The 25,849-nt window shown below is 50.1% G+C and carries 24 protein-coding genes and 1 tRNA gene; 6 read left to right on the top strand and 19 right to left on the bottom strand.

Annotation, left to right across the window (positions count from 1 at the left end):
- Positions 1 to 13: 13 nt before the first annotated feature.
- The 13 genes from CHB59_RS05990 to rpmH all read right to left on the bottom strand — a co-directional run bounded on the left by CHB59_RS05990 (position 14) and on the right by rpmH (position 10,477).
- Positions 14 to 484 (bottom strand): F0F1 ATP synthase subunit B, encoded by a 471-nt coding sequence (locus CHB59_RS05990; protein ID WP_089375324.1) that lies wholly within the window; start codon positions 482 to 484, stop codon positions 14 to 16.
- Positions 485 to 552: 68 nt separating this feature from the next.
- Positions 553 to 825, bottom strand: coding sequence for a F0F1 ATP synthase subunit C (atpE, locus tag CHB59_RS05995; protein ID WP_011480965.1), 273 nt, complete (start codon positions 823 to 825; stop codon positions 553 to 555).
- A gap of 52 nt (positions 826 to 877) precedes the next feature.
- On the bottom strand, positions 878 to 1,681 hold the full coding sequence (gene atpB / locus CHB59_RS06000; RefSeq protein ID WP_089375325.1) for a F0F1 ATP synthase subunit A: 804 nt from the start codon (positions 1,679 to 1,681) through the stop codon (positions 878 to 880).
- 11 nt (positions 1,682 to 1,692) lie between these two features.
- Positions 1,693 to 2,079, bottom strand: coding sequence for an ATP synthase subunit I (locus tag CHB59_RS06005; protein WP_089375326.1), 387 nt, complete (start codon positions 2,077 to 2,079; stop codon positions 1,693 to 1,695).
- A 115-nt stretch (positions 2,080 to 2,194) separates the two neighbouring features.
- A complete protein-coding gene (locus CHB59_RS06010) occupies positions 2,195 to 3,055 on the bottom strand; it encodes a ParB/RepB/Spo0J family partition protein (protein ID WP_089375327.1) in 861 nt (286 codons plus the stop codon).
- A 5-nt stretch (positions 3,056 to 3,060) separates the two neighbouring features.
- Positions 3,061 to 3,852: a ParA family protein gene (locus CHB59_RS06015; RefSeq protein ID WP_089375328.1), complete on the bottom strand. Its 792-nt coding sequence runs from the start codon at positions 3,850 to 3,852 to the stop codon at positions 3,061 to 3,063.
- Positions 3,853 to 3,882: 30 nt separating this feature from the next.
- Positions 3,883 to 4,506 carry a 16S rRNA (guanine(527)-N(7))-methyltransferase RsmG gene (rsmG, locus tag CHB59_RS06020; protein WP_089375329.1) on the bottom strand — a complete coding sequence of 208 codons (624 nt, stop codon included), beginning with the start codon at positions 4,504 to 4,506 and terminating at the stop codon, positions 3,883 to 3,885.
- A complete protein-coding gene (gene mnmG / locus CHB59_RS06025; protein ID WP_089375330.1) occupies positions 4,503 to 6,407 on the bottom strand; it encodes a tRNA uridine-5-carboxymethylaminomethyl(34) synthesis enzyme MnmG in 1,905 nt (634 codons plus the stop codon). The genes rsmG and mnmG overlap by 4 nt, the downstream gene beginning before the upstream one ends.
- A gap of 291 nt (positions 6,408 to 6,698) precedes the next feature.
- Complete coding sequence (gene mnmE, locus CHB59_RS06030) at positions 6,699 to 8,039, bottom strand: tRNA uridine-5-carboxymethylaminomethyl(34) synthesis GTPase MnmE (protein WP_089375331.1); 1,341 nt, start codon at positions 8,037 to 8,039, stop codon at positions 6,699 to 6,701.
- Entirely contained in the window at positions 8,026 to 9,681 is a 1,656-nt protein-coding gene (gene yidC / locus CHB59_RS06035; protein ID WP_089375332.1) for a membrane protein insertase YidC, read from the bottom strand. The genes mnmE and yidC overlap by 14 nt, the downstream gene beginning before the upstream one ends.
- Positions 9,682 to 9,714: 33 nt before the next feature.
- Positions 9,715 to 9,927 carry a membrane protein insertion efficiency factor YidD gene (gene yidD / locus CHB59_RS06040; protein WP_218816212.1) on the bottom strand — a complete coding sequence of 71 codons (213 nt, stop codon included), beginning with the start codon at positions 9,925 to 9,927 and terminating at the stop codon, positions 9,715 to 9,717.
- Positions 9,928 to 9,929: 2 nt separating this feature from the next.
- A complete protein-coding gene (gene rnpA, locus CHB59_RS06045; RefSeq protein ID WP_179212085.1) occupies positions 9,930 to 10,307 on the bottom strand; it encodes a ribonuclease P protein component in 378 nt (125 codons plus the stop codon).
- Positions 10,308 to 10,342: 35 nt separating this feature from the next.
- Positions 10,343 to 10,477, bottom strand: a complete 135-nt coding sequence (rpmH, locus tag CHB59_RS06050) for a 50S ribosomal protein L34 (protein ID WP_045751845.1) — start codon at positions 10,475 to 10,477, stop codon at positions 10,343 to 10,345.
- A 282-nt stretch (positions 10,478 to 10,759) separates the two neighbouring features.
- Here rpmH and dnaA point away from each other — a divergent pair, with 282 nt between their 5' ends.
- From dnaA to CHB59_RS06070, 4 genes are all read left to right on the top strand, one after another.
- Entirely contained in the window at positions 10,760 to 12,184 is a 1,425-nt protein-coding gene (dnaA, locus tag CHB59_RS06055) for a chromosomal replication initiator protein DnaA (RefSeq protein WP_089375334.1), read from the top strand.
- A gap of 217 nt (positions 12,185 to 12,401) precedes the next feature.
- On the top strand, positions 12,402 to 13,505 hold the full coding sequence (gene dnaN / locus CHB59_RS06060) for a DNA polymerase III subunit beta (RefSeq protein ID WP_089375335.1): 1,104 nt from the start codon (positions 12,402 to 12,404) through the stop codon (positions 13,503 to 13,505).
- Positions 13,506 to 13,554: 49 nt separating this feature from the next.
- The gene (gene gyrB, locus CHB59_RS06065; protein ID WP_089375336.1) at positions 13,555 to 15,951 is read left to right on the top strand and encodes a DNA topoisomerase (ATP-hydrolyzing) subunit B; all 2,397 of its coding nucleotides are present in this window, start codon (positions 13,555 to 13,557) and stop codon (positions 15,949 to 15,951) included.
- Between the two features lie 216 nt (positions 15,952 to 16,167).
- On the top strand, positions 16,168 to 17,703 hold the full coding sequence (locus tag CHB59_RS06070) for a SulP family inorganic anion transporter (protein ID WP_089375337.1): 1,536 nt from the start codon (positions 16,168 to 16,170) through the stop codon (positions 17,701 to 17,703).
- A gap of 34 nt (positions 17,704 to 17,737) precedes the next feature.
- Here the strand turns inward: CHB59_RS06070 and CHB59_RS06075 are convergent, their stop codons facing one another.
- Both CHB59_RS06075 and dinB read right to left on the bottom strand, forming a co-directional pair.
- Positions 17,738 to 19,936, bottom strand: a complete 2,199-nt coding sequence (locus CHB59_RS06075) for a glycoside hydrolase family 2 protein (protein WP_245835061.1) — start codon at positions 19,934 to 19,936, stop codon at positions 17,738 to 17,740.
- Positions 19,937 to 20,578: 642 nt separating this feature from the next.
- Positions 20,579 to 21,736, bottom strand: a complete 1,158-nt coding sequence (dinB, locus tag CHB59_RS06080) for a DNA polymerase IV (protein ID WP_089375338.1) — start codon at positions 21,734 to 21,736, stop codon at positions 20,579 to 20,581.
- A gap of 128 nt (positions 21,737 to 21,864) precedes the next feature.
- On the opposite strand from dinB, the gene CHB59_RS06085 reads away from it, so the two are divergent.
- Both CHB59_RS06085 and CHB59_RS06090 read left to right on the top strand, forming a co-directional pair.
- Positions 21,865 to 21,940: transfer RNA gene (locus tag CHB59_RS06085), tRNA-Glu, on the top strand.
- A gap of 93 nt (positions 21,941 to 22,033) precedes the next feature.
- Positions 22,034 to 22,903, top strand: coding sequence for an alpha/beta hydrolase family protein (locus CHB59_RS06090; RefSeq protein WP_245835063.1), 870 nt, complete (start codon positions 22,034 to 22,036; stop codon positions 22,901 to 22,903).
- Between the two features lie 49 nt (positions 22,904 to 22,952).
- Here CHB59_RS06090 and CHB59_RS06095 read toward each other — a convergent pair whose 3' ends face one another.
- From CHB59_RS06095 to msrB, 4 genes are all read right to left on the bottom strand, one after another.
- Complete coding sequence (locus CHB59_RS06095) at positions 22,953 to 23,258, bottom strand: BON domain-containing protein (RefSeq protein ID WP_089375340.1); 306 nt, start codon at positions 23,256 to 23,258, stop codon at positions 22,953 to 22,955.
- Positions 23,259 to 23,469: 211 nt separating this feature from the next.
- Positions 23,470 to 24,951, bottom strand: coding sequence for a malate dehydrogenase (quinone) (gene mqo, locus CHB59_RS06100; protein ID WP_089375341.1), 1,482 nt, complete (start codon positions 24,949 to 24,951; stop codon positions 23,470 to 23,472).
- Between the two features lie 85 nt (positions 24,952 to 25,036).
- Complete coding sequence (locus CHB59_RS06105; protein ID WP_089375342.1) at positions 25,037 to 25,387, bottom strand: DUF4186 domain-containing protein; 351 nt, start codon at positions 25,385 to 25,387, stop codon at positions 25,037 to 25,039.
- A gap of 5 nt (positions 25,388 to 25,392) precedes the next feature.
- Complete coding sequence (gene msrB / locus CHB59_RS06110; protein ID WP_089375343.1) at positions 25,393 to 25,785, bottom strand: peptide-methionine (R)-S-oxide reductase MsrB; 393 nt, start codon at positions 25,783 to 25,785, stop codon at positions 25,393 to 25,395.
- Positions 25,786 to 25,849: the final 64 nt, after the last annotated feature.

Consider the following 25,849-nt stretch of genomic DNA (forward strand, 5'->3'; position numbering starts at 1 on the left):
TCCCATTCCTTCCTTAGAGCTCGTTTGCGATGCTGGTCAACAAGTCAGCATGAGCCTTGGCATCAATTTCCTTGCGCAGGATTTTTTCCGCACCGGCGATTGCCAGCGTAGAAACTTGCTGACGCAGACCTTCTTTGGCGCGATTTACTTCCTGATCAATCTCTGCCTTGGCACCGGTGATGATACGATCACCTTCAGCCTTGGCATTTGCCTTGGCTTCTTCCACGATTTCGCTGGCACGTTTCTCAGCCTGCGAGATAATGGAAGTTGCTTTTTGCTTGGCATCGTTAACAACATCAGCGGAACGCTGTGTTGCCAAATCCAGCTCCTGCTTACCGCGCTCAGCTGCCGCCAGACCATCCGCAATGGTTTTCTGGCGAGTCTCAATCGCATTCAGGAGATATGGCCACACAAATTTTGTGATAAACCAGATCAGAATGGCAAATGAGATAGCCTGCGCAATTAATGTCAGGTTTATATTCATATTTGCTCCCGAGCCGTTAACATCCAGTCAGTGTTAAGTATTCACTTAATCCGAAACCAGATTTCCAGTTAAGCAACTACGCTCAGCAGTGGGTTTGCAAAGGCGAACATCATAGCCAGACCAACACCGATAATGAAGGAAGCATCGATCAGACCCAGCAGTAGGAATACTTTACCTTGCAGAGCAGGAATCAGTTCTGGTTGACGAGCAGCGCCATCCAGGAAGCTTGCACACATGATACCAATACCGATACAGGCACCAGCTGCACCCAAACCGATGATCAAACCGATACCAACACCGGTGTAAGCTTGAATCATGGCCAACAATTGCAAATTCTCCATTTAATTTCCTTTCGGCTTTAGAGAGTTAACGATAAAAAAATGATAAAACTGATTAGTGGCTTTCGTGCGCCATGGCTATGTAGACAACCGTCAGCATCATGAAAATAAATGCCTGCAGACAGACGATCAGGATATGGAAGATCGCCCAGCCAGCGCCCAGCAACGCACCAAAGAAGGTACCCGCCAGACCGGTCGCCGCCCACATACCGAGCAGCAGGAAAATGATCTCACCGGCATACATATTGCCGAACAGACGCAAGGAGTGCGACAACGGCTTGGAAATGTATTCGATGAGGTTAAATGCAAAATTGGCAGGCCACACCAGAGGGTTGCTGCCGAATGGGGAACAGAAAAGCTCGTGGATCCAACCACCAACTCCCTTGACCTTGATACTGAAGAAAATCATCAACAACCAGACTGACAACGCCAAGGCGAAGGTCGCATTGATATCAGAAGTAGGCACACTGCGCCACTCATGCAAACCAAGCCAGCCGTAGAGAGTCGCCATAATGTCGATAGGCAGGAAGTCCATCGCATTCATGACCAGCACCCAGACAAATACTGTCAAGGCGAGAGGGGCAAGGAAAGTATGTCTATTGCCATGGAAAATGCTTTTGACTTGATTGTCAATAAACTCCAACAGCAGCTCAACAAACGCCTGGCGCTTTGTAGGAACGCCTGAAGTGGCACCACGTACCACCCAGCCCAACAGACCGAATACAACGATACCCAGCAGGGCAGACATCACCAGCGTATCCACATTCAGAACCCAGAAACCGCCTTCACCGACACTGATCTGGTTGAAGGAAAGGTGGTGACCGATATATTCAGAAGGAGTTAATTGACCTGTCGACATAACATCAAACCTTAAGCGTTATTTTTTTCATTAATTGCAAAAATTGCAGCGCCTGACACCACGGCGGCTGCTGCCAGTCCGGCGATCAACGCGATCGGAACCAGCTTGTCATAAAACTTGAATACCAAAAGCAGGGTAATGGCAATCACTGCAATTTTGATTGCCTCGGCGATCAAAATATTGACCAGAACGGAACCTGCACCAACCGTTGCTGTCTTTCCCTTTAACTTCATTCCTGCAGCAAGGCCTCCGAGAATGGCAGACCCACCACCTGCAAGCGCAGAGAAAGCACCGTGCAAACCGATACCGTATTGCCCCAGCACGACAAAGGCAAGTCCTGCAACTACCAGCGTGGCAAGTACCTGCCTTTTTATCACTCTCGCCAGTAACGCATCCATGCCTTGACTCCCTGTTTTTCACAAATTACGGGCAAAAGCCAACCGAGCACAATTGCCCCACCCGTGAAAACCCGAGATTTTGTTGTTAAATCAATCTCAAGTCAAGCTGAAATTGCTATTTCCCACCTTTAAATCGCTGAATTAGCTCGTCGAGTTGGTCCAGGCTCGCATATTGAATCTTGACTTGTCCGGAGCCTTTGCTGCCAGCACGGATTTCCACTTTGGCACCCAGCACCTCCGACAAATTCTCCTGCAATCGCAAAACATCCCGGTCAACAACCTTGGCAACTCTCGGGCTTTCCTTGAACTCTTCGCTCAACTGCTTGACCAGTTTTTCTGCTTCTCGCACAGAAAGTTGATTCTGCACAATGCGCTCCGCCGCCAAAATCTGTTTAGCATCGGTCAGGGAGAGAAGGGCTCTGGCATGCCCCATATCCAACTCCGACCGCATTAACATTTCCTGCACACTTTTGTGAAGATTCTGCAATCTAAGCAGATTAGTCACCACACTGCGAGAGCGGCCTACTGCATCTGCTGCAGCTTGGTGTGTCATGCTGAATTCATTGATCAGTCGTTGAATACCAAGGGCTTCCTCCAAGGGATTCAAGTTCTCGCGCTGGATATTTTCAATCAAGGCCATGGCAAGCGCAGATTCATCGGGAATGTCGCGCACGAGCACTGGCACTTCCGTCAATCCCGCTAATTGCGATGCACGCCAGCGACGCTCACCTGCAATAATTTCATATTTCCCATGATCAATCTTGCGCACCAGAATCGGCTGCATGATACCTTGAGCACGAATGGAGATTGCCAGGCTTTCCAATGAAGCCTGATCCATCTGCGTGCGGGGTTGATATTTGCCAGACTGCAATTGCTCAATCCGCAATGTACTCGGCGCATCACTCGTGGATACGCTTTCCATCCCGCCTGCAAGTAGCGCATCCAATCCGCGCCCCAAAGCCTTCTTCACCATCATGACTCCTAATTTGTTGCTGCAACCTGCTGATTACTAACGATATGTCGGTTGATTATTTCTCCGGCAAGTGCCAGATAGGCTTTTGCTCCCTTGGAGGTTTTGTCATGCAATAACACAGGAACACCGTAACTTGGCGCTTCTGCCAGGCGAATATTGCGAGGAATCACAGTACGGTAGACCTTATCCCCAAAATGCTGGGCCAGTTCATTGGAAACCTGCTGCGCCAGGCTGTTACGATTATCAAACAAAGTACGCAGCAATCCCTCGATCTCAAGACGCGGATTCAGGTGGGCACGGACTTTCTTGATAGTATTGACCAGGTCGGACAACCCCTCCAACGCATAGTATTCACACTGCATAGGAATCATGACTGCATGGGCAGCGGTCAGTGCATTCACGGTAGTGAGATTGAGGGCAGGCGGGCAATCTATCAGCACATAATCATATTCGTCGCCCAATACCGCCAAGGCCGACTTCAACCGGGTTTCACGCGCAAATTCATTTACCAACTCCACTTCTGCGCCAGCCAGCTCCCGATTGGCCGGTACCACATCAAAACGCCCGCGCTCGGAATGCTGCATGACTTCCTTCAGGCTTTTCTCACCCAGCAGCACATGGTAAATAGTATGCTGCATTTGCGATTTATCAACGCCGCAGCCAGTAGTGGCGTTTCCCTGAGGGTCAAGATCAATCAGCAGCACCTTGCGTTTGGTTGCCGCCAGGCTGGCAGCAAGATTGACGCAAGTAGTGGTTTTACCCACCCCGCCTTTTTGATTGGTAATTGCCAGAATCCTCATGATTTAAGCCACCTCATGTGCGTTGTATCATCAAAACTGTTGCGCCAGCAGAAAAACCAGGTGACGCTTGGCATCTAACCCCGGTACCTTTAACTCTTCAATTCTTGCCGGCTCGGTTGTGACAGCTGCCAGCTCTTCCTGCGGATTTTGCCCTTTCATGGCCAGCCACATGCCATGTTCTGCTATCAAATGCCGCGTCAACTTGATGAACAGGGCAATTTCAGAAAACGCGCGGGAAATCACCGCATCAAATGGCTGCTCCGGTTTCAGTTGCTCCACCCGCCCAGCCACCACCTGCAAATTATTGATCTGCAGCTCTGCTTTGACCTGACGCATAAAGCTGGCTTTTTTCTGCACAGCATCAATAGTCGTGACATTGAGATCAGGGCGACAGATGGCCAGCACAATACCCGGCAACCCGGCTCCACTACCCACATCCAGCAAACGGCCACTGGGCACATGCGGCAGCACAGTGAGGCTGTCGAGCAAATGCAAAGTCACCATATCCTCAGGATCCCGCACCGCCGTCAGGTTATGCACTTTATTCCATTTCACCAGCAAGGCCAGGTAAGCCAGCAATTTATCCACCACCTCTGGCGATAATTCAATACCAAGCTGCTGTAATCCAGCTTCCAGCTTCTCACGCACACTCATGCCACATGATCCGCTGCATTTTGAGCCTTGCGATGCTTGCGCTTGAGATGCACCAACAGCAGGGAGATGGCCGCAGGCGTAACGCCGGAAATACGTCCAGCCTGCCCTATGGTTTCCGGTCTCTGCTTATTGAGCTTTTGCTGCACTTCAATCGAAAGCCCGTGCACTTCGCTGTAATCAAGGTCTTCCGGCAATTTATATTGTTCGCTTTCCTTCAAGCGCCCAATCTCTTCGGCCTGGCGATCAATATAACCCTGGTATTTCGCAGCGATCTCCAGCTGCTGCCGCACCTGAGGATCCGTCTCCCCTTCACCAGCCTGCGGCAAGGAGAGCAGGGCCTCATAGCTCACTTCAGGCCTGCGCAACAATTCAAACATGGAGTATTCACGCTCCAGCACCTTGCCGAACACCTGTTGCAATTGCTCAGGAGACACATGTTGCGGATGAATGAAAGTCCGACGCAGGCGTTGCTGCTCTCGCTCAATCGCCTCCTGCTTGCGCTGGAAAGCCTCCCAGCGCACATCATCCACCAACCCAATTTTACGGCCAGCTTCTGTCAGGCGGATATCTGCATTGTCTTCCCGCAACATAAGGCGATACTCAGCGCGACTGGTGAACATGCGATAAGGCTCACTCACGCCCTGCGTGACGAGATCATCGACGAGGACACCAAGATATGCCTGATCACGACTTGGCCACCAGGCCTCTTTATCCTGGGCATACAACGCAGCATTGGCGCCAGCCAGCAGCCCCTGCGCAGCAGCTTCTTCATAACCGGTCGTACCATTGATCTGCCCGGCAAAGAACAACCCCTTGACTGCCTTGGTTTCCAGGGAGCTCTTCAGGCCGCGCGGATCATAATAATCATATTCGATGGCATAGCCAGGACGCAGGATATGGGCATTCTCCAACCCCTTGATCGAGCGCACCAATTGATACTGAATATCAAAAGGCAGGCTGGTCGATATGCCATTGGGGTAGATCTCATTCGTGCTCAGACCTTCAGGTTCAAGGAAAATCTGATGAGATTCCTTGTCCGAAAAACGATGTATCTTATCTTCAACAGACGGACAGTATCGTGGCCCCACACCTTCGATCACCCCTGTATACATTGGGGAACGATCAAGGCCGCTGCGTATGATGTCGTGGGTTCTTTCGTTTGTGAACGTAATCCAGCAGGGCAATTGCGCAGGATGCTGATCCGCATTTCCCAGGAAAGAAAATACCGGCACCGGTGTATCACCAGGCTGCTCAGTCATGACACTATAGTCTATGGTACGGCCATCGATGCGTGGTGGGGTACCGGTCTTGAGCCGGCCAGCTGGCAAGCCGATTTCACGTAACCGGGCAGCCAATGAAACTGCCGGAGGATCACCGGCCCGACCAGCCTGGTAATTGGCTAACCCGACATGAATCAAGCCAGCCAGGAAAGTACCCGCAGTCAGCACAACCGACTTGGCCTCAAACCGTAAACCCAGTTGCGTGACCACACCAGCTACACGTTCACCATCAAGGATAATATCGTCCACGGCCTGCTGGAATAACCAGAGATTAGGCTGATTTTCCAACCTGTGTCGAATTGCCGCCTTATACAATACGCGATCTGCCTGGGCTCGCGTGGCACGCACCGCAGGACCTTTGCTGGAATTCAGGATGCGGAACTGGATACCGCCTTCATCTGTAGCCGCCGCCATGGCGCCACCAAGCGCATCAACTTCCTTGACCAGGTGCCCCTTGCCTATACCACCAATGGAAGGATTACAGGACATCTGCCCCAAAGTTTCAATATTGTGGGTCAACAACAGGGTTTTCTGCCCCATGCGAGCACTCGCCAATGCCGCTTCCGTGCCAGCATGGCCCCCACCCACAACAATGACATCAAACTTCTCGGGATATTGCATGAATAATACTCAGATAGAATTATATGAATGATACTGTATTACCCAGTACCCTGTCAGTCGCAAACCAGGCATGTTTCACGTGAAACATCCACAATTCATCATAATTTAACGTAATTTGTTCCACGTGGAACATCAGAAAAACACATGAAATTTCAAGTAGCAGTACATCACAAATAAGACTGATAGTGCTTGCAGTCTTGATATTCTGGAAAACAAGGCGTCAATAAAACCAATATACTTTAATCCGGTCAACAGCACTTTATTGACCAAACTGCGAAACCAAGGGCTTAATTACTTTCCGATACAGAACCGACTAAAGATTTCACCAAGCAAATCGTCCGGCGTAAATTCTCCCGTCACGGTATTCAATGCCTCTTGTGCAAGTCGCAGTTCTTCGGCAAATAACTCCGGCTGCAATAATAAATCCGCTGCAATATCCAGATGCTCACGAACTTGTTTCAAGGCAACCAGATGACGCGTTCTCGCCATGAATACACCTTCGCCATTCGGCTGCCATCCGGCAATATTCAACAATTGCTGACGCAGAAGATCCACGCCCAATCCAGTTTTGGCTGAAAGATGAATATGAGTATCATTATTATCTATAACAATTTGGGGGCTCGTTGAGTCGAGATCAATCTTGTTATGAATCCATATTTTGGGCAAAAACTGCGGTAATCGATCCAGGATCGATTTTTCCATCTCGCCAATACCATGAGCTGCGTCAAGCAATAATAATGCAACACCGGCGTTTTCTAGAGCTCGCCATGTGCGGGCAATACCATGCTGCTCAACTTCGTCCGAAGTCTCGCGCAATCCGGCTGTGTCAATAATGTGAAGTGGTATTCCATTGATCTGTATGGAATTTTTTATCGTATCCCTGGTAGTCCCGGCAATCGGGGTCACAATGGCGACTTCTTCACCCGCCAATTGATTCATCAAGCTGGATTTTCCAACATTAGGCTGGCCCACCAAGACCACCTGCAGCCCCTCCCGCAATAAGTTGCCTTGACGCGCTTCATTGAATACTGCGTCCAGGCCAGATGACACGGTTGCCAATTTTTCCGCTACCCGTCCCTGGCTGATGAAATCTATGTCTTCTTCAGGAAAATCCAGGCATGCTTCAACATACAGGCGTAAATCAATGAGCTGTTGCAACAGCAGATGAATGCGTGCAGAAAATTCGCCCGAGAGAGACCTGACTGCACTACGTGCAGCAGCTTCTGTTGCTGCATTAATCACATCAGCAACGGCTTCAGCCTGGGCCAGATCAATTTTGTCATTGAGGTAAGCTCGACGGGTAAATTCACCAGGCTCTGCCTGGCGCGCACCCAAGGCCAGGCAACGCTTGAGCAGTATCTGCATGAGGGCAGGGCCGCCATGTGCCTGCAATTCAAGCACATCTTCACCCGTATAAGAAAAGGGCGCAGCATAGTAGATGGCAATTCCCTGATCGATCAGGGCTTGATCTGCATCTTGAAATGGCAAGTACGCCGCATGCCGTGGGGCAGGGCAGTGCCCCAGCACTCCCTCCGCAATCTCACGGCTTAATGGGCCTGAAACCCGTACCACGCCAATACCCCCGGAACCGGGAGCAGTGGCAATGGCAGCGATGGTATCAACGGCGTGCATTTCCCTTCTTCTTGGCAGCTTCGTTATGGATAGTGCGATTGATATGCCATTGCTGGGCAATGGACAGGACGTTGTTCACCAACCAGTAAAGTACCAGGCCTGCCGGGAAGAAGAAGAAGAACACACTGAATACGATAGGCATGATGGTCATGACCTTGGCCTGAATCGGATCAGTAGGTTTTGGATTCAACCTGGTCTGGATGATCATGGTAGCGCCCATGAGAATAGGCAGCACATAGTAAGGATCGACTGCAGACAAATCCTGAATCCAGAGCATGAATGGCGCATGGCGCATTTCCACACTGCCGAGCAACACCCAGTACAGTGCAATAAACACGGGAATCTGTACCAGAATAGGCAGGCAGCCGCCCATAGGGTTGATCTTTTCTGTCTTATACATCTCCATCATGGCCTGATGCAGCTTCTGCCTGTCATCGCCATATTGCTCTTTCAGCCGTTGCAGGCGCGGCGCAAGCTCACGCATATTGGCCATGGAACGGTAACTTGCCGCAGACAATGGATAGAAAGCCAGCTTGATCAATATCGTCAGCAGGATAATGGCCACACCCCAGTTGTGAACCAGCTTCTGGATGGAGGACAGTACCCAGAACAATGGTGTGGCGATCACGGTCAACCAGCCATAATCCACGGTATATTCCAGGCCCGGCGCCACTGCCTTCAAATCACTTTGCGTCTGTGGACCAGCATAAAGCCTGGATTTCAGCTCAGTAGAGTTACCAGGCTCTATCACCCCCATATGGCTGACTGTGCCGATGGAGAATAAATTATCCGACAGTTTCTTCGAATAGAATTCACGCGCCAGGCCTTCCTTGGGAATCCAGGCACTGACAAAATAATGCTGTACCAATCCCACCCAGCCATCATTGGTATTTTTCGACAAATTGTTCTTTGTCATGTCAGAAAAGCTCAGCTTTTTGTACTTGTCGGCATCCGTGTAATAAGCACCACCAGTAAAAGTAGGCATCATATATGAGCCTTGATGGGACTGATTGTCATGCACGATCTGGTAGTAAACCGAAGGATCAATTGCCGCGCCACTATTGTTACGGATCGCATAACTCACATCAATGGCATAACTGTCACGATGGAAAGTATAGATCTTGTCCACCTCAATACCGTTATCACCTTTCCAGGTTAAACGCACATCAAGACTGGAAGCACCTGCGGCAAGCTGATAACTGCTGGATTCACTTGTAAACGCTGCCTTGTGGGTAGGCAAATCATTGCCGATCAGACCCGTCTGCGCAACATACAACATAGGTGCAGATGTATCGTCCATCAGGACAAAATTCTTCTCGAGATCATTGTCATCCTTGTGCTCGCGCAGCTCCAGATGACGCAAATCACCGCCTATCGTATCAATACTGGCTTTGTACAAATCAGTTTCAACATTAATACGCTCAGCAGATTGCAGCCGGAAGCCAGCTTCCACAGGTGGGTTGGTCTGAGTAGTTGAAGCCGCGGAAGAGTTTGCAGCCTGGGGAATACTGCCATCCTCAATCTGCTGGGTAGCTGCGGCTAAAGGAGCAGGCGTTGGCTTGTGATCACGCTGCCAGGAATCCCATAGCATCAGGATGGAAAATGAGAAAACAACAAACAGAATCAGGCGCTTGGTATCCATAGATCTCTTAATTTCGTTACTTGAACCATCATCCTACGGCACAGGGTCATGGCCACCATCATGCCATGGATGGCATTTGGATAAACGGCGTATTGTATAAAATGCTCCGCGCCAGGCTCCATGCTTGCGTATGGCTTCAACGGCATATTGGGAACAGCTTGGGGCAAACCGGCAATTCTGACCAAGCATAGGGCTCAAAGCCACTTGATATAACTTGATCAAACCCACCATCAATCGGGCCAGCATATTCATTTGGCATCCAGCTGACTGACAAGCTTGCGTTGCAATTTGACCACAAGTTCAGCGAATTCGTGCTCAATTTCAGTAAATTGTGCATGACTGAACAATATACCTGGCCTCGCCACAATATCCAGACCAGCCAACACATGCTGATTGAGCCTGAATTTCTCCCGCAAAACCCGCTTCATGTAGTTGCGATCAACCGCCCGACGGGCCATTTTCTTGCTGACAACAAGGCCAAGCCTCGCATAATCAAGGGCATTATAGCGATAATGCAGCACAAGATAGCGGCCTGAAACTCGTTTGCGGAAATTAAAAACGGATGAAAATTCATCCGTTTTTAACAATTTTGCCCGACGCTTGAACGCATAGGATGGCAAAACCATGAGCTAATAATTCGCCCTGAACGGCGAGTGACTGATTAAACAGCCAGGCGAGCACGGCCCTTGGCACGACGCGCAGCAATAACAGCGCGACCACCACGGGTCTTCATACGCACCAAGAAACCGTGCGTACGAGCGCGGCGAACTTTGGAAGGTTGGTAAGTGCGTTTCATGTGAATCTCCGGTTGATTTCTATGTTACGAATCAAAAACGCGTAATTTAACCTGAAAACACTGCCCTATGTCAATGTTTATTTGGGGAAACCTGATCGCTGTGAAAATGATTGTGGCCTAGCTGTGGATAAGTTGTGATAAACAGGCTAGAATTCCTAGTCCCAGCCATTGAGCTGGAACCTTATAAAATCGGCATCCAGCCGATAAAAAGAAGAATGATGGGTACTCATACCCACATACACGATTTTATCATCCATCTCACAGCGGGGTTTCGGGCAACCGATGGAAAATTTTTGGTCACTTTGTCTCGGTCGCTTTGAAGAAGAGTTGTCGACACAACAATTCAATACCTGGTTCAAGCCACTGCAGTTTGAAGCACGTGAAGAAATTCTGCGTGTGCTCGCCCCCAACCGCTTTGTCCAGAACTGGGTAAAAGACCGGTACCTGAGAAAAATCGAAACGCTCGCCGAGGAATTTTTTTCGGAACCTAGACAAATCGAACTTGCGCTCTACGATGCCAGTGACAAACAAGCCGTTAGCAGACCAGTGTCAGCCAACAAGAAACCTGTTGAAACAGTCGAGCAGATCACAGCAAAAACCATTGAATCCGAAGTCAACAAGGTAACAAAGCCAGTTATCCAGAAATCGGCAGCCAGTGCAGCAAGAAAACCCAAACCTGCAGGCGAGGGTAGCGGCCTTAACCCTGAACTGCGCTTTGATAACTACGTTACCGGTAAAGCCAATCAACTAGCTTGTGCCGCAGCCATTCAGATTGCCGACAATCCAGGCACTGCTTACAACCCTTTGTTTATCTATGGCGGAGTGGGTCTGGGCAAAACCCATATCCTGCAAGCCATTGGCAATCATCTGAAAGTTCACCGGCCCGATGCCAAAATCCGCTACCTGCATGCCGAGCGCTATGTCTCCGATGTCGTCAAGGCATATGAACACAAGGCTTTTGACGAATTCAAACGCCAATACCACTCTCTGGATTTATTGCTGATTGACGATATTCAGTTCCTTGCCAAGAAAGGCCGTACGCAAGAAGAGTTTTTTTATGCCTTCAACTCTCTGATTGAAGCAAAAAAACAAATCATCATCACCTGCGACACCTACCCCAAGGAAATCGCAGATATGGATGAGCGCCTGCGCACGCGCTTCAGTTGGGGTCTGACTGTGGAAGTCCAACCTCCAGAACTGGAAATGCGGGTTGCCATCCTGCACAAAAAAGCTGAAGTTGCCCGTGTATCCCTAGATGAGGATGTGGCTTTCTTTATTGCAAAACAAGTTCGTTCCAGCGTCAGAGAGCTCGAAGGTGCTCTTAACCGTATTATCGCCATGGCCAATTTTACTGGTCACATCATTGATGTCAGCCTGGCCAAAGAAGCATTGAAAGACCTGATTGCAGTACGTGGGCGACAGATCACCATAGACAATATCCAGAAAACTGTTGCGGACTACTACAAGATCAAGGTCGCTGAAATGTACAGCAAAAAGCGTTCTCGTAATTTTGCCCGTCCCCGGCAGATTGCTATGGCACTTGCCAGAGAACTGACCAACCACAGCTTTCCCGAAATAGGTGAGGCATTTGGTGGTCGCCATCATACAACTGTCATGCATGCATGTGATGAAATTGAGCAATTACGCCAGAACGACCCAAATGTGGCACGTGACATATCCATCCTGATACAAGTCATCAGGGATTAGGGTTTCTGGAAATGCTGTGTACAAAATGCGGATTAAGCGTTGTTTTAAGAAATTGGTAAAATAGTCAACATTCTATCCACAGCAGAATATAAAAATTTCAATAATGTTCATCCTGGTGTAACTAATTGAAATTTAATTGAAAATTAGAGTTATCAACAGAAGTTCGTACTATTATTGCTATTATCAATTTATTTTTTATATATTAGGTTTTAAAGATATGAACATTAAAATCAATCGCGATACTTTGCTAAAACCTCTTTCATCCGTAAGCAGTATTGTTGAAAGACGTCATACCTTGCCTATTCTTTCCAATCTTTTGCTGGAAGCTAAACAAGATAAAATTGTCCTGACAGCAACAGATCTTGAAATGCAGATTTCCCTTGCGGTTGAAACCGCTGCAGGCGGAGAACTGTCAACAACGATCTCAGCCAAAAAATTACTAGATATCTGTCGATCATTACCTGAAAACGCAGATATCACTATGACCACCCAGGACAGCCGGATCCAGGTAAAGACCGGGAAAAGCCGGTTCAACCTGCAAACACTACCTGCCAATGATTATCCATTGATGAAAAAAACCGCTGACAATGTCAGCGCTGAAATCAAAATTGGACAAAAATCCCTGAAGCGCCTGTTCAAACAGGTTGAATTTGCCATGGCGCAGCAAGATATCCGTTATTACCTCAACGGATTGTTGTTTGAAGTCAATGGCAATCGCTTGAATGTAGTTGGTACTGATGGTCATCGATTGAGCTTTACTTCAACTGAACTCAACTCCAATTATGAAAAACAGGAAATTATCCTGCCGCGTAAAACAGTCATTGAATTAATAAAACTATTGGATGAAAGTGAAGATGAAGTCACAATAGAGGTTGCCAATGGTCAGGTAAATTTTGCGTTTGGTGATATCCGATTGATTTCAAAGGTAATTGATGGAAAATTCCCGGATTACACACGGGTGATTCCAACTGGACACCAGAACAGTTTTACCGTGGATCGCATGATGATTCTGCTTTCCATGCAACGTGCCTCAATTCTTTCCAATGAAAAATATCGTGGCATTCGCATGGTACTTGCAGCCAACAGCCTGAAACTTATCAGCACCAATAGCGAGCAAGAAGAAGCGGAAGAAGAACTAGAAATTGGTTACGGTGGAACCAGCCTTGATATCGGTTTTAACGTTACCTACATGATTGACGTATTGAACAACTCAGATAGCGAAAGCGTGATTTTCTCATTTGCGGATGCCAACAGTAGTTGTCTCGTAACAGTCGAGAATGACAACAACTATAAATATGTTGTCATGCCAATGCGTATTTAACTGATTGAATAGTAATAAAAAATTTTGTTTCACGTGAAACCACAGGACTATGACTGACTACAATTCCGACAGTATTAAAATCCTTGAAGGCCTGGACGCAGTGCGTAAACGCCCAGGGATGTATATTGGTGATACCTCTGATGGTAGCGGCTTGCATCACATGGTATTCGAGGTGCTGGACAACGCCATCGATGAAGCCTTGGCGGGTCACTGTGACGACATTAAGGTGATTATTCACCCTGACAACTCCATCAGTATTTCGGATAATGGCCGTGGCATTCCCACTGGAATCAAGGAAGACGATAAGCACGAACCCAAGCGTTCGGCGGCAGAAATCGTCATGACCGAGTTACATGCGGGTGGCAAGTTCGACCAGAATTCCTACAAGGTTTCTGGCGGCCTGCACGGGGTGGGTGTTTCCGTGGTCAACGCACTTTCAGATTGGCTCAGGCTGCGTATTTGTCGCAATGGACAGATGCACCAGATGGAGTTCCGCCGTGGCGTGCCTGTTGCTCCATTGGCAGTCACCGGCACGACGGAACGCAAGGGAACCGAAGTTCATTTCCTGGCTTCGACAGAAACTTTCACTACTGTGGAATTCCACTTTGAAATTCTTGCTAAGCGCATACGGGAACTGTCTTTCCTCAATAACGGTGTCAAGATCGAGCTGATCGACCATCGTAACGGAAAATCGGAAAACTTCGCCCACTCTGGTGGCGTTAAGGGTTTTGTGGAATACATGAACCGCAGCAAAACCGTGCTGCATCCCAAGCCATTCTACGCAAGCGGCGAAAAAGACGGCATGACGGTAGAAGTCTCCATGCAATGGAACGATTCCTACAGCGAAAACGTGCAATGTTTCACCAACAACATTCCACAACGCGATGGTGGCACGCATCTCACTGGTCTTCGTACCGCCATGACGCGCACATTGAACAGCTATATCGAACAGAACGAATTGGCGAAAAAAGCCAAGATAGATACCAGCGGCGATGACATGCGTGAAGGATTGACTTGTGTGCTGTCCGTCAAGGTACCCGAACCCAAATTCTCCTCTCAGACCAAGGATAAATTGGTTTCCAGCGAAGTCCAGCCTGTCGTGCAGGAAGTCGTGGCGGCAAAACTGGCGGAATACCTGCTGGAAAACCCGAACGAAGCCAAAATAATCTGTAACAAGATCATCGAGGCAGCGCGTGCGCGCGATGCTGCACGTAAAGCACGTGAAATGACACGCCGCAAGGGTGTCATGGATACCATGGGATTGCCAGGAAAACTCGCGGATTGCCAGGAAAAAGATCCGGCATTGAGCGAACTCTACCTGGTTGAGGGTGATTCTGCGGGCGGTTCTGCCAAGCAGGGCCGGGATCGTAAATTCCAGGCTATTCTTCCCTTGAAGGGGAAAATCCTGAACGTGGAAAAAGCCCGTTTTGACAAATTGCTGTCATCACAGGAAATTGCCACCCTGATCACGGCTATGGGCACAGGCATAGGCAAGGACGATTTCAACGCAGAAAAACTGCGTTATCACCGTATCATTATCATGACCGATGCTGACGTGGATGGTGCGCATATCCGTACTTTGTTGCTGACATTCTTTTACCGTCAGATGGGTGAGCTGGTTGAGCGCGGTCACGTTTACATTGCCCAGCCACCATTGTACAAAGTCAAGCAGGGACGAGATGAGCGCTATCTCAAGGATGAGCAGGAGCTTGATCAATACTTGCTGCAATCTGCATTGAAAGGCGCGGAACTGCTTAAGCAGGAAGGTGGGGAGAGTATCGGTGGAGAGGCTCTGCAAGTGATTGCCAAGCAGATGGTCTTGACTGAAGCCATTATTCGCCGCCTGGCTCCGTTGTATGACGAAAGTATCCTGCGTGCATTGCTTGAGATGCCTAAACTGGAACTTGATACTGAAGCAACGGCTGAAACTGCCGCAACACAATTACGTTTGTTGCTGGGTGATACTGGTAGTGAGGTACTGGTGTCACAAAACCAGGAGAGTGGTAACTATCGCCTTGAAATCAATAAATATGTTCACGGCAACCTGCATGCTTCCATTATCGATAGCGACTTTATCAGCAGTGGTGATTATCAGCAGATACTGGCAACATCTAACATTCTGCGTGGTTTGATAGGTGAAGGTGCCACCATCAAACGTGGTGAAAAACAGCAGGCAGTGAACAACTTCAAGGCTGCCCTGGACTGGCTCATGGGTGAAGCTAAGCATGGCCTCAACATCCAGCGCTACAAAGGTTTGGGTGAAATGAACCCGGAACAACTCTGGGAAACTACCATGGACCCCACTGTGCGCCGCCTGCTCAAAGTGCAGATCGACGATGCTATTGCCGCAGACGAAATTTTCACTACCCTCATGGGCGATCAGGTAGAGCCGCGTAGGGCTTTCATCGAAGGCAATGCATTGGGTGTGAATAATCTGGATGTCTAAAAAAGTAAACTTTTAGTAGGTCTGGTTGTTTTTAAAAAAGGGTATTGGAAAATCCAATACCCTTTACTATTTTCTGGGTCTATTTTTACCTTAAATTAATATAATCAATTGATTTTTATATAAATTTAATTTAAATCAAGATTGTCTTGAGCTATTTTAATCATTGGTATTCCTACGTATGAAACCAATTGGATACAGGAAAACAGGAGGAATAAGGTGTCAAATGCAGTATCCAGATGGCTGACCCCGGCCCAGATCAAAACCAATGTACTGAGCGGACTGACGACAGCCTTGGCTATGGTGCCGGAGACGATAGCATTTGCTTTTGTCGCACACGTGTCACCATTGACGGGTTTGTATGCAGCAGTGATTGTGTCGTTCATCACAGCGGCATTTGGCGGGCGTCCGGGAATGATTTCAGGGGCAGCTGGCTCATTGGCAGTGGTGATGACGGCATTGGTAGTACAGCATGGTGTGGAATACTTGTTTGCTACCGTGGTGTTGATGGGGGTGTTGCAGGTGCTGTTTGCCGTGGCGCGTATGGGTAAATACATCCGCATGGTGCCTTATCCGGTGATGCTGGGGTTTGTGAACGGGTTGGCGATGGTGATTTTCTTCGCGCAGTTCAGCCATTTCAAGGTGAGTGGTATGGATGGCGGCATGCAATGGATGACGGGAGAGATGTTGGCCACCATGCTCGGGCTGGTTGCGCTGACGATGCTGATCATTTATTTATTGCCACGGTTGACCAAGGCGGTACCTTCGGCATTGGTGGCGATTGCCGTGGTGTCTGTACTGGTGGCCAGCTTGGGCCTGGAAACCAGAACGGTAGGGGATCTGGGCTCGATAGCAGGAGGATTGCCCAGTTTTCATATTCCGCAGGTGCCATTTGATCTGGAAACCTTGAAGGTTATTTTTCCCTATTCGTTGATTCTGGCTGCGATCGGCCTGATTGAAACCTTGTTGACGCTGAACCTGATTGATGAAATGACCAATACACGCGGTCAGCCCAACCGTGAATCCCTGGCACAAGGGGCAGCCAATGTCGCGACCGGGTTTTTCGGCGGCATGGGCGGTTGCGCCATGATAGGGCAGAGCATGATCAACATGAATGCAGGGGGCTTGCTGCGCCTGTCCGGGGTGGCCATGTCGATATTCCTGTTGTCCTTCATTCTGTTTGCTTCGCACTGGATAGAAATGATCCCGCTTGCGGCCTTGATCGGGGTAATTTTCGTCATGGCGATCCAAACTTTTGAATGGGGTAGTTTCAGGTTATTCGGCAAGGTGCCGAAACCGGATATCTTTGTTGGTATCCTGGTGGCTGTGGTGACAGTATTCAGTGATCTTGCTGTTGCGGTGCTGGTCGGCGTGATTGTGTCAGCGCTGGTGTTTGCCTGGGAACATGCAAAGGAAGTGGCTGCCAGCACGTATCTTGATGAAGCAGGGCGCAAGGTTTACAAGCTCAAGGGTAGTGTGTTTTTCGCCTCGATTGCCAATTTCCAGGCACTGTTCACTCCGCATGATGACCCGGAGCAGGTGATTGTTGATTTTCAGCATGCACGGGTGGTGGATCATTCTGCCTTGGCGGCGATAGATGCGCTGGCCGAGCGTTACGCGCAGCAGGGCAAACAGCTTTCTTTGAAACATTTGAGCCCGGATTGCCGCGCCCTGCTGGGCCAGGCGCGTGAACTGGTCGAGATCAACCTGCTGGAAGATCCAACTTATCCGGTTGCGGATGACAAGCTGGGATAGGGTTCAACGGAAGCAGTTGCGTTATCGATAGATGTTATTCCACGCTGAACTGATACTGGTTGTGTCCCATGCGTTTACCGTATTGATCAGTGATTTCGGCTTTGAGGAGGTATTGCCCGGGTTCAAGTGGTGCTAGTGGGTAATCACGTAATTTGTGGCCTGAATCCGGCAACATTTCCAGGGGCAGTTTGAGGCTGTCCAGTTGTTTGCCGTCCCGGCTCAGAGTGACGGTATAGGTAATGTGTTCAAAGCCATGCCAGGTGTCATTGATGGCCCACAGGCCGATATTCGGGGTTTCACCTGCCTTGTATTCATCCTGTTTCCATTCCAGGCTGGGCAGGATGGGTTGATAAGCCGTACGCAACGCTGCATAGCCCGCCTTGGGCTCACGCCAGTAATCAACAATGCCCCAGTTAATGGACGGCCAGTTCTCTGCAAACATGAACTGGAATACTGCTGAAACCGGGCTGTAGCGTTGGCGGCGATAGTTTTCCACAGCAAACTGGATCAGTCGTGCCTGGTAGTGCTGGCTGTTGGCAATGAATTCCTCAATATTGCGACCCTGTTTTACTCCGGCGAATTCAAAAGTCTCCTTGCGCTGGAAATTGTGGTATTCCCATTCGCGCCATTTAGCCTCGGTATCCGGCCACAGCAAGTCATTGCTGAACATGCGTTTCAGGCTCTTGAGGTTGGGCAATGCCTGGGCGCCGAATTCTGTGCTCCAGGGCGTTGGCGCAGGGCGGGAGAAAGCAAGCCAATGGTCGAAATACCAGCCCATCCATTCATGTTCCTTGGTGGCAGATTCCTTGCGTACCACACGCAATGGATCAAGCTTGCTGATATCTTCGTAAAGTAATTCGTCCAGTTTACGGTTGATATCCGGCTGGTAATCAGGATATTTCTGCGCCATCCAGGGAGAATCCCATGGAGGTTCATTGTGCATGGTCCAGGAAATGATGGATGGATGTTGCCTGAGTGATTGCACCATATCCCTGGCTTGTGACCGTGCTTCCTTGATAAAGGCAGGATCGTCGCTGTAACCCCAGAGCAAGGGGAAGTCCTGGGTCACTAGTATTCCCATGCGATCGCATAGTTCGTAGAAAGCGCGCCCCGTGACATGCGCATGTACCCGGACAGCATTGATGTTGGCTGCCTGCATCATTTCCAGGTCGTGCTGATAGCGCGCAGGTGTCATCTCCGCCAGCCATTGGCTGCCGATATAATTGGTGCCGCGCAAGAAGAGGCGGCGGCCATTCACATGCCACTGCAGACCATCGTTGACGCTGATCTCGCGCACGCCAAATACCTGTTGTTGCTTATCCAGTAGTTTGCCGCTGGCATCCTTGATACTGAGAGTCAGCCTGTAGAGATTGGGCTTGCCATGACTGCGTGGCCACCACAGGGCAGGGTTGTTGAGTGGAAAATTCAATGCAAGGGGATTGCTGCCAGGCTGGAGAGTTTTCTGCAGCCTGAAAGCGGAAGCAGGCCCTTGGAAGTTTTCAGGATTGATACTGGCTTCCACTGTCACTGATGTTTCATGTGAAACATGTTGCTGGATATCTGCCGTGGTATTGATCATCCAGCGCTGTGGATGATCCAGGGTTGCCTGTTTGCGTGGTGTGACCTGTAACTGCCGCAGTGCAGCTTGGTCGGCGAACTGCAACTCCACAGATGCCCAGATCCCCCCGGTATTCTTTTCCTGCCCTCGATCAGACCAGGCACCGCCAGGCCGGGTGTCGTGATGGCTGAGAACCCCCTTGATCAGGCGCTTGTGCAAGGACCAGTCTTCAGGTTTTTCCAGAGGACTATTCACCAATACGCGTAACTGGTTTTTGCCTTGCTTCAACAGGCCGGTGACATCGAAATCAAACGCTTGGAAATACCCAGTATGATGTCCGAGGTAACGATCATTGAGCCAGATATCAGCTTCGTAATCCACGCCACTGAATACCAAGTGGGATACTCTGGCACTATTTTTTGCATCTAGTTTGAATTGTTTCTGGTACCAGGAAAAACCACTGATGTCATGGCCTTGGCGATACCAATTATCCGGCACGTTGATGTTTTTCCAGCCCTGTGCAGGAGCCTGTAATTGTGGTGTGACATTCAATTCCTTCTCGATAGGCTGGAACTGCCAGCTGCCGTCCAGAGTTTGGCGGTCAGTTTCCTGTGCATGCAGGGATAATGTGGTCAGGGTCAGGCAGAGTAGCAGGAATTGAATCAGGCAAGGCATAGGATACGAATAGGCAGGTTACAAAAAACCGGGTGTTTACCCGGTTTGGGGTCAGGCATCAATGGTATGAGTTTTTTTATGGTTGAGGAGATAGTGAGTCAGCCGTTTAGCGACATAACCTGCAATCAGGGTCTTGATTAATAATTTCATATAACACCTCCTGAGATAGATTGAAAAACCGAATGGTCATACCATATGCAATATGGATGGTTTTGACACCGAACAGTTCCATTGAGCCGGATTTTATCGGGACATTCAGCGTTCAGTATAAGAGCGCTGCATGTTTTACTGCATAGTCGAATGACTGATTTTGCTGTCAGAGAATGGTGCACATGCTCAAGATTTTATGGTGATAGTGACTAGTCGCATGATGATAGGGCGCACCAGTCATACGCATACAAAAGCGATAGGCATCGCCATGATGCTAGACATGAAAAATGCAAATACGACAGGGGTTTAGCGTTTGGGCAAGCAGAGCGGATAACTTGCAGGGTATCACCAGCCTGCCCGGGCTGGATGTTCCTGCGCAATTGAGCCACTGAATTTCTATGCCTGTCATCGTGGCCGGCATGCTACCCCTGGTAAGTTACGCTCATTGATTATCTGGTTGAACATATCCTGGCGTACTGGCAGCCGGGCTGATCAGGTAAACAGGCTGGTTTGTTCCGGTGTTTCTGCTGGGATATCGTCGATGTGGACCAGATTGCTCACCTTGATACCCAACAACCTGAAGCGTTGCTCCAATGGCAGGCGCGTCAGGCAAACCCCTGCGGCCCGCCTGATGGCTGCGGCATTATTGGTGGGTGTCGGCAGGGTAAGGTCACGAGTGGCAGTACGGAAATCCTGATACTTGATCTTGATCCCTACGGTGTGGCCCACATATCCTTTCTGTTGCAGGTCTGCCGCCACGCGCTCGCAAAGCGCAGTAAACGCCGTGCCGAGAAAACGCTTGTCCTGTACCGCATGCATATCACGTTCAAAGGTGGTTTCACGGCTCATGGATTTGGGGATGGATGTGGTTACCACAGGCCTTTCATCGTGCCCCTGAGCTACCTGCATAAGCCAATGCGTATAGCTACGACCGAAATGTTGCTGTAGCTGCCTGGCGTTTGCAGCAGCTAGGTCGGCGATAGAGTGTATTCCCAGCGTTTCCAGTTTGGCCGTGGCTTTAGGTCCTATGCCGTTGATCTTTTTGGCAGGAAGCGGCCATATACGCTCGCGGAAGGCCTGCTCATCAATGATGGTCAGCCCATCAGGCTTGTCGAGGTCGGAAGCAATTTTTGCCAGTAACTTGTTGGCAGCGATGCCGATGGAACAAGAAAGGCCTGTGGCCTGTATTACAGCCTGTTTCAGGCGCATGGCAAGCGTATGGGTATCTTCTTCGATGGTGCTCAGGTCAATATAAATTTCATCAATGCCCCGGTTCTCAATCTGGGGCACAATCTCGGCGACTGCTGCCTTGAACAGGCGCGAATAATGGCGATAGGACTCGAAATTTGCTGGCAACAGGATGGCATCGGGCGCCAATTGGGCCGATTTCATGAGGCCCATGGCAGAGTAGACGCCAAGTTTGCGCGCTTCATAAGTTGATGTGGTGACTACTCCCCGTCCGTTATATTCACGCAGGCGGGAGAATTGATAACTGCCGTCAGGCAATTGCCTGGGTTGCTGGGCTGAGCGGCCGCCTACTACGACCGCCTGCCCACGCAATTCCGGATAACGCAGCAACTCCACCCCGGCAAAGAACATATCCATGTCGAGGTGAGCAATACGGCGATGTGGGAAGGCAGGATCAGTCATCTGGGCGCTATGCTAGCAAATCCAGTGGATTTGTAGAAATCTGCTGTGTAAACAAATTTTCAAAAAACACTAGCATTTGTCGGAGTTCTTGGTTAGAATTCGCACCCTCTAGAAACATTATGTTTCATGTCCCCATCGTCTAGAGGCCTAGGACATCGCCCTTTCACGGCGGTAACCGGGGTTCGAATCCCCGTGGGGACGCCAATGCTAATAAAAGCAGACTTTCAATGTCTGCTTTTATTTTGTCTGTATTATTTATAAGTCATTGATTATTATATGTTCGTTGGTGTTCGTCAAATGACATTGCAAGATGCTGGGAATGAGCTTTCATTTCCGGCGCTGGTCATGTATCCGACACAACAGGTTCCTGTCAGTCAGGGATTCGGGCCTTATGTCATGGAGGTCAGCCTGGATGCGCCCATTGCGCCAGGACAGTATCCTTTGGTGTTGGTGTCGCATGGGAGTGGTGGGTCGCATTTGCTGTATCGCAGTATTACCTGCCACCTGGCGCGCCATGGCTATATCGTGGCGATGATAGAACACCCAGGCAATAACCGTGTGGACAATCGACTCATGGGTACGGTGGATAATCTGCAATACCGCCCACGCCATCTCAAGCTGACTACTGATTACTTGTACCAGGATGCCAGGTTTGCCCCTTATCTGTTACCTGGCAATGTGGCGGTGATCGGGCATTCCATGGGCGGGTATGCTGCACTGGCACTGGCTGGCGGAAACCCCTGGTTTCCGCCAGAGGTATTCAAGCCGGATTATCAGGGGCCAGCGCCCAGCCTGGTGGATGTCGAGCATGATGCACGCATCAAGGCATTGGTGCTGCTCGCCCCTGCAACTGTCTGGTTCAAGCCCAAGGCAGCCCTGAGCGGCGTGCATGTGCCCATCCTGATGCTGAGTGCTGAGCATGACCCGTACACGCCTGCCTGGCACAATGACATTGTGCTGGAGGGGGTGCCTGACCCAGCCAGAGTGGATAGCCGCTGCGTCAGCAATGCGGGGCATTTTTCCTTCCTCAGTCCCTTTCCGTTAAAGATCAAGCAAGGTGGGGCGTTGCCTACCACGGATCCAGAGGGGTTTGACCGCGAGCAGTTTCATGAACAGCTCAAGCAGGAAATCCTGGCTTACCTGAATCTCAAGCTCAAGACATCATGAAAAATGGGGCTTTGTGCCCCATTTTTATCACCAGATTGATTTTTCTGGGCTATGGCGCAACGATATCATCCTTCACGCCGGTGACACCCTGAATACTTTTGGCAAGCACCACAGCGTGATCTGCCTCTTCCTTGCTTTTTGCCGTACCACTCAATTGCACCAAGCCGTTGCTATCGGTTTCTACCTTGATATCAGAAGCACTGACCAGCTTGTCCTTGGCGAATGCGGCTTTGACCTTGGCTGTGATGACTGAATCACTAACCTTGGTTTCAATACTGTCTCCGTCAGCAGCAAAACTTGCGATTGGCATCAGCAAGGCACTAATCAGCAACAGGCTTTTAACATTGGCTTTCATACGGGACTCCTTTTAGGTTTTTCTGTTGGATAGGACGAGTCTATTCTGGCCACGTTGATGGCAGCATTGAATCGGCAAGCGACTGAAACCCCTGTAGGAATGGGACGACCACAGAAATTGGATATGGAGAGTATGGCAAGAGAAGCTGCAGGCGCAGCCCCCGTTACCTGGCGCTGCTTTTCTGCAGGAAGTGGCAGCTCTGGAAACCGGTTTATGCCAGTTTCAGGCTGGACAGGGTGCGCTGGCGGACTTTGCCCAACAGTGCTGCGTCCTCAACCAGTGACTGGCCATAGGATGGCACCATTTCCTGCATACGCTCCTGCCAGGCTGGACTACGCATTTCCTCGCCAAAGCAGCGTTGCAATACTTCCATCATCGCGGGGACAGAGGTGGAAGCGCCAGGCGAGGCTCCCAGCAATGCTGCCAGGCTACCATCTGCAGCAGAGACAATTTCTGTGCCGAACTCCAGTTTTCCACCTTTTTGTTCACATTGCTTGATAATCTGGACACGCTGGCCTGCAGAAACAAGTGACCATTCACTTTCAGCAGCTTGCGGACAAAAATTACGCAAGGCTGCTACGCGTTGCTGGTGGCTCTGGAAGACTTCCCCAATCAGGTAGCGAGTCAAATCCATATTGTGGAGTCCTGCTCCCAGCATGGATTTCAGATTGCCGGGTTTGATGGAGCTGATGAGGTCCAGTAGCGAACCCTGTTTGAGGAAGCGGGTAGTGAAACCGGCGAACGGGCCAAACAGCAGGGCGGGCTTGCCATTGATGATGCGGGTATCCAGATGGGGTACGGACATGGGGGGAGCGCCAATCGGTGCTTTGCCATAGACCTTGGCATGATGCTGGTTGATTGCCTCCTGGTTGTGGCATACCAGCCATTGGCCACTGACCGGGAAACCGCCATAGCCTTTGGCTTCCTTGATGCCGGATTTTTGCAACAAAGGCAGGGTGGCGCCACCAGCACCGAGAAAAACAAAGCCGGCATTGATCTGCAGTGCTGTTCCCTGTGCCAGGTTGTTTGCCTTGAGCTGCCAGCGGCCTTGCTCCTGCTTGAGGCTGGTGATGGCATGCTGTGTCAACAGTGTGAACCCTGGCTGTTTCTCCAGTTGGCGTACCAATTGTCTGGTGAGCGAGCCAAAATCGACATCGCTGCCATAAGCGACGCGCGTGGCGGCTACTGGCGTATCTGTGTTGCGCGATGCCATCACCAGTGGCATCCACTGTTGCAATACAGCCGGATCTTCGCTGTATTCCATATCGGCGAATAAATGATGGGCGCTCAAGGCGGCGTGGCGCTTTTTCAGGAAGGCAACATTCTTGTCCCCCCAGACAAAGCTGATATGGGGCGTCGGGTTGATAAAGCTCGTGGGTTCATCCAGCATGCCTTGCTCTACCAGCCAGGCCCAGAATTGCAGGGACTCTTCAAAAGCAGCATTGATCTTGAGCGCGCGCGGAATGGAAACACTGCCGTCTGCATTCTGCGGCGTGTAGTTCAACTCGCAATAACCAGCATGCCCTGTCCCGGCATTATTCCAGCCATCACTGCTTTCGCTGGCAACTTCAGTCTGCTGTTCGACCAGCGTGATGCGTAATTCCGGGTCGAGTTTGTGGAGCAGGGTGCCCAGCGTGGCGCTCATGATGCCGCCGCCGACCAGTAGGATATCGGTGTCTATGGAAGTGGTCATGTCAGACTGAAATGATGGGTTGATAATGGTTCAGGGTCGCCAATGATAGGCATAAGCAACGCTCCTGTAAAACACTGCTTCCTGTTCAATACGTCTGCTCCAGCCAATGCATGAGCACGTGAACTACATAATCCTGCTCGCAGGCGCTCAATGCACGGTTATCAGGAATCAGGTGCCATTTTTGCAGGCAACCACGGCAGCAACATGCAGTGGCATGCTGGGCGACGAATACCGGGTGGCCGCGATATGGGGTTTGCTTGCCATCATTGGCAATGACAGCTGGAGCCAGGCGCCTGGCAATAAAGTCACGGGCATGGTCGTTGATGACTGGCAATCCCTTGCTATGCAAGTAAGCCTTATCCTGGGCATTGAGCTTGAACGAGCTGCGGAAGCGGGAGCGTCCCAGGACTGAGAACAATTCCTCCAGCTCGCGCATACAGGTTACACAGGCTCAAAACGCAGTGAGGCGGAATTGATGCAGTAACGCATGCCGGTGGGGGGCGGCCCGTCAGGGAATACATGGCCAAGGTGGGCATCGCAGACATTACAGATCACCTCGGTACGTATCATGCCGTGTGATGTATCTCTCTTCTCGCGGATGTTGTCGGGGTGCAAGGCCTCGAAATAACTGGGCCAGCCACAGCCGGCATCAAATTTGGTATCGGATGCAAACAAGGGTGTATCACAGCAGACACAATGATAAATGCCATGCTCGGAATGATAGGCGTATTCTCCTGTGCCAGCGCGTTCGGTGGCGGCATGGCGTGTCACTTCATATTGCAATGGGGTGAGCTGCTGCTGCCATTCCACATCAGATTTGAAAACCTTGGGCATTGTTTCCTCCTCGCAGATTATAGTGGGATGCTGCTTAAACCCAGTACAATAACGGGTTTAAGCT

Source organism: Methylobacillus rhizosphaerae (assembly GCF_900187985.1).
GTDB classification, from domain to species: Bacteria; Pseudomonadota; Gammaproteobacteria; order Burkholderiales; family Methylophilaceae; genus Methylobacillus; species Methylobacillus rhizosphaerae.

Bases quoted from the DNA above. Each gene is read 5' to 3' on its own strand.
- yidD (WP_218816212.1), bottom strand. From the start codon at position 9,927: ATGCTGGCCCGATTGATGGTGGGTTTGATCAAGTTATATCAAGTGGCT.
- dnaN (WP_089375335.1), top strand. From the start codon at position 12,402: ATGAACATTAAAATCAATCGCGATACTTTGCTAAAACCTCTTTCATCC.
- mqo (WP_089375341.1), bottom strand. From the start codon at position 24,951: ATGACCACTTCCATAGACACCGATATCCTACTGGTCGGCGGCGGCATC.
- mnmE (WP_089375331.1), bottom strand. From the start codon at position 8,039: ATGCACGCCGTTGATACCATCGCTGCCATTGCCACTGCTCCCGGTTCC.
- rpmH (WP_045751845.1), bottom strand. From the start codon at position 10,477: ATGAAACGCACTTACCAACCTTCCAAAGTTCGCCGCGCTCGTACGCAC.
- CHB59_RS06005 (WP_089375326.1), bottom strand. From the start codon at position 2,079: ATGGATGCGTTACTGGCGAGAGTGATAAAAAGGCAGGTACTTGCCACG.
- atpB (WP_089375325.1), bottom strand. From the start codon at position 1,681: ATGTCGACAGGTCAATTAACTCCTTCTGAATATATCGGTCACCACCTT.
- mnmG (WP_089375330.1), bottom strand. From the start codon at position 6,407: ATGCAATATCCCGAGAAGTTTGATGTCATTGTTGTGGGTGGGGGCCAT.
- CHB59_RS06090 (WP_245835063.1), top strand. From the start codon at position 22,034: ATGACATTGCAAGATGCTGGGAATGAGCTTTCATTTCCGGCGCTGGTC.
- CHB59_RS06095 (WP_089375340.1), bottom strand. From the start codon at position 23,258: ATGAAAGCCAATGTTAAAAGCCTGTTGCTGATTAGTGCCTTGCTGATG.
- rsmG (WP_089375329.1), bottom strand. From the start codon at position 4,506: ATGAGTGTGCGTGAGAAGCTGGAAGCTGGATTACAGCAGCTTGGTATT.
- dnaA (WP_089375334.1), top strand. From the start codon at position 10,760: ATGGAAAATTTTTGGTCACTTTGTCTCGGTCGCTTTGAAGAAGAGTTG.
- dinB (WP_089375338.1), bottom strand. From the start codon at position 21,736: ATGACTGATCCTGCCTTCCCACATCGCCGTATTGCTCACCTCGACATG.
- yidC (WP_089375332.1), bottom strand. From the start codon at position 9,681: ATGGATACCAAGCGCCTGATTCTGTTTGTTGTTTTCTCATTTTCCATC.
- rnpA (WP_179212085.1), bottom strand. From the start codon at position 10,307: ATGGTTTTGCCATCCTATGCGTTCAAGCGTCGGGCAAAATTGTTAAAA.
- CHB59_RS06105 (WP_089375342.1), bottom strand. From the start codon at position 25,387: ATGCGCGAGCTGGAGGAATTGTTCTCAGTCCTGGGACGCTCCCGCTTC.
- CHB59_RS05990 (WP_089375324.1), bottom strand. From the start codon at position 484: ATGAATATAAACCTGACATTAATTGCGCAGGCTATCTCATTTGCCATT.
- gyrB (WP_089375336.1), top strand. From the start codon at position 13,555: ATGACTGACTACAATTCCGACAGTATTAAAATCCTTGAAGGCCTGGAC.
- CHB59_RS06010 (WP_089375327.1), bottom strand. From the start codon at position 3,055: ATGATGGTGAAGAAGGCTTTGGGGCGCGGATTGGATGCGCTACTTGCA.
- CHB59_RS06075 (WP_245835061.1), bottom strand. From the start codon at position 19,936: ATGCCTTGCCTGATTCAATTCCTGCTACTCTGCCTGACCCTGACCACA.
- CHB59_RS06015 (WP_089375328.1), bottom strand. From the start codon at position 3,852: ATGAGGATTCTGGCAATTACCAATCAAAAAGGCGGGGTGGGTAAAACC.
- msrB (WP_089375343.1), bottom strand. From the start codon at position 25,785: ATGCCCAAGGTTTTCAAATCTGATGTGGAATGGCAGCAGCAGCTCACC.
- atpE (WP_011480965.1), bottom strand. From the start codon at position 825: ATGGAGAATTTGCAATTGTTGGCCATGATTCAAGCTTACACCGGTGTT.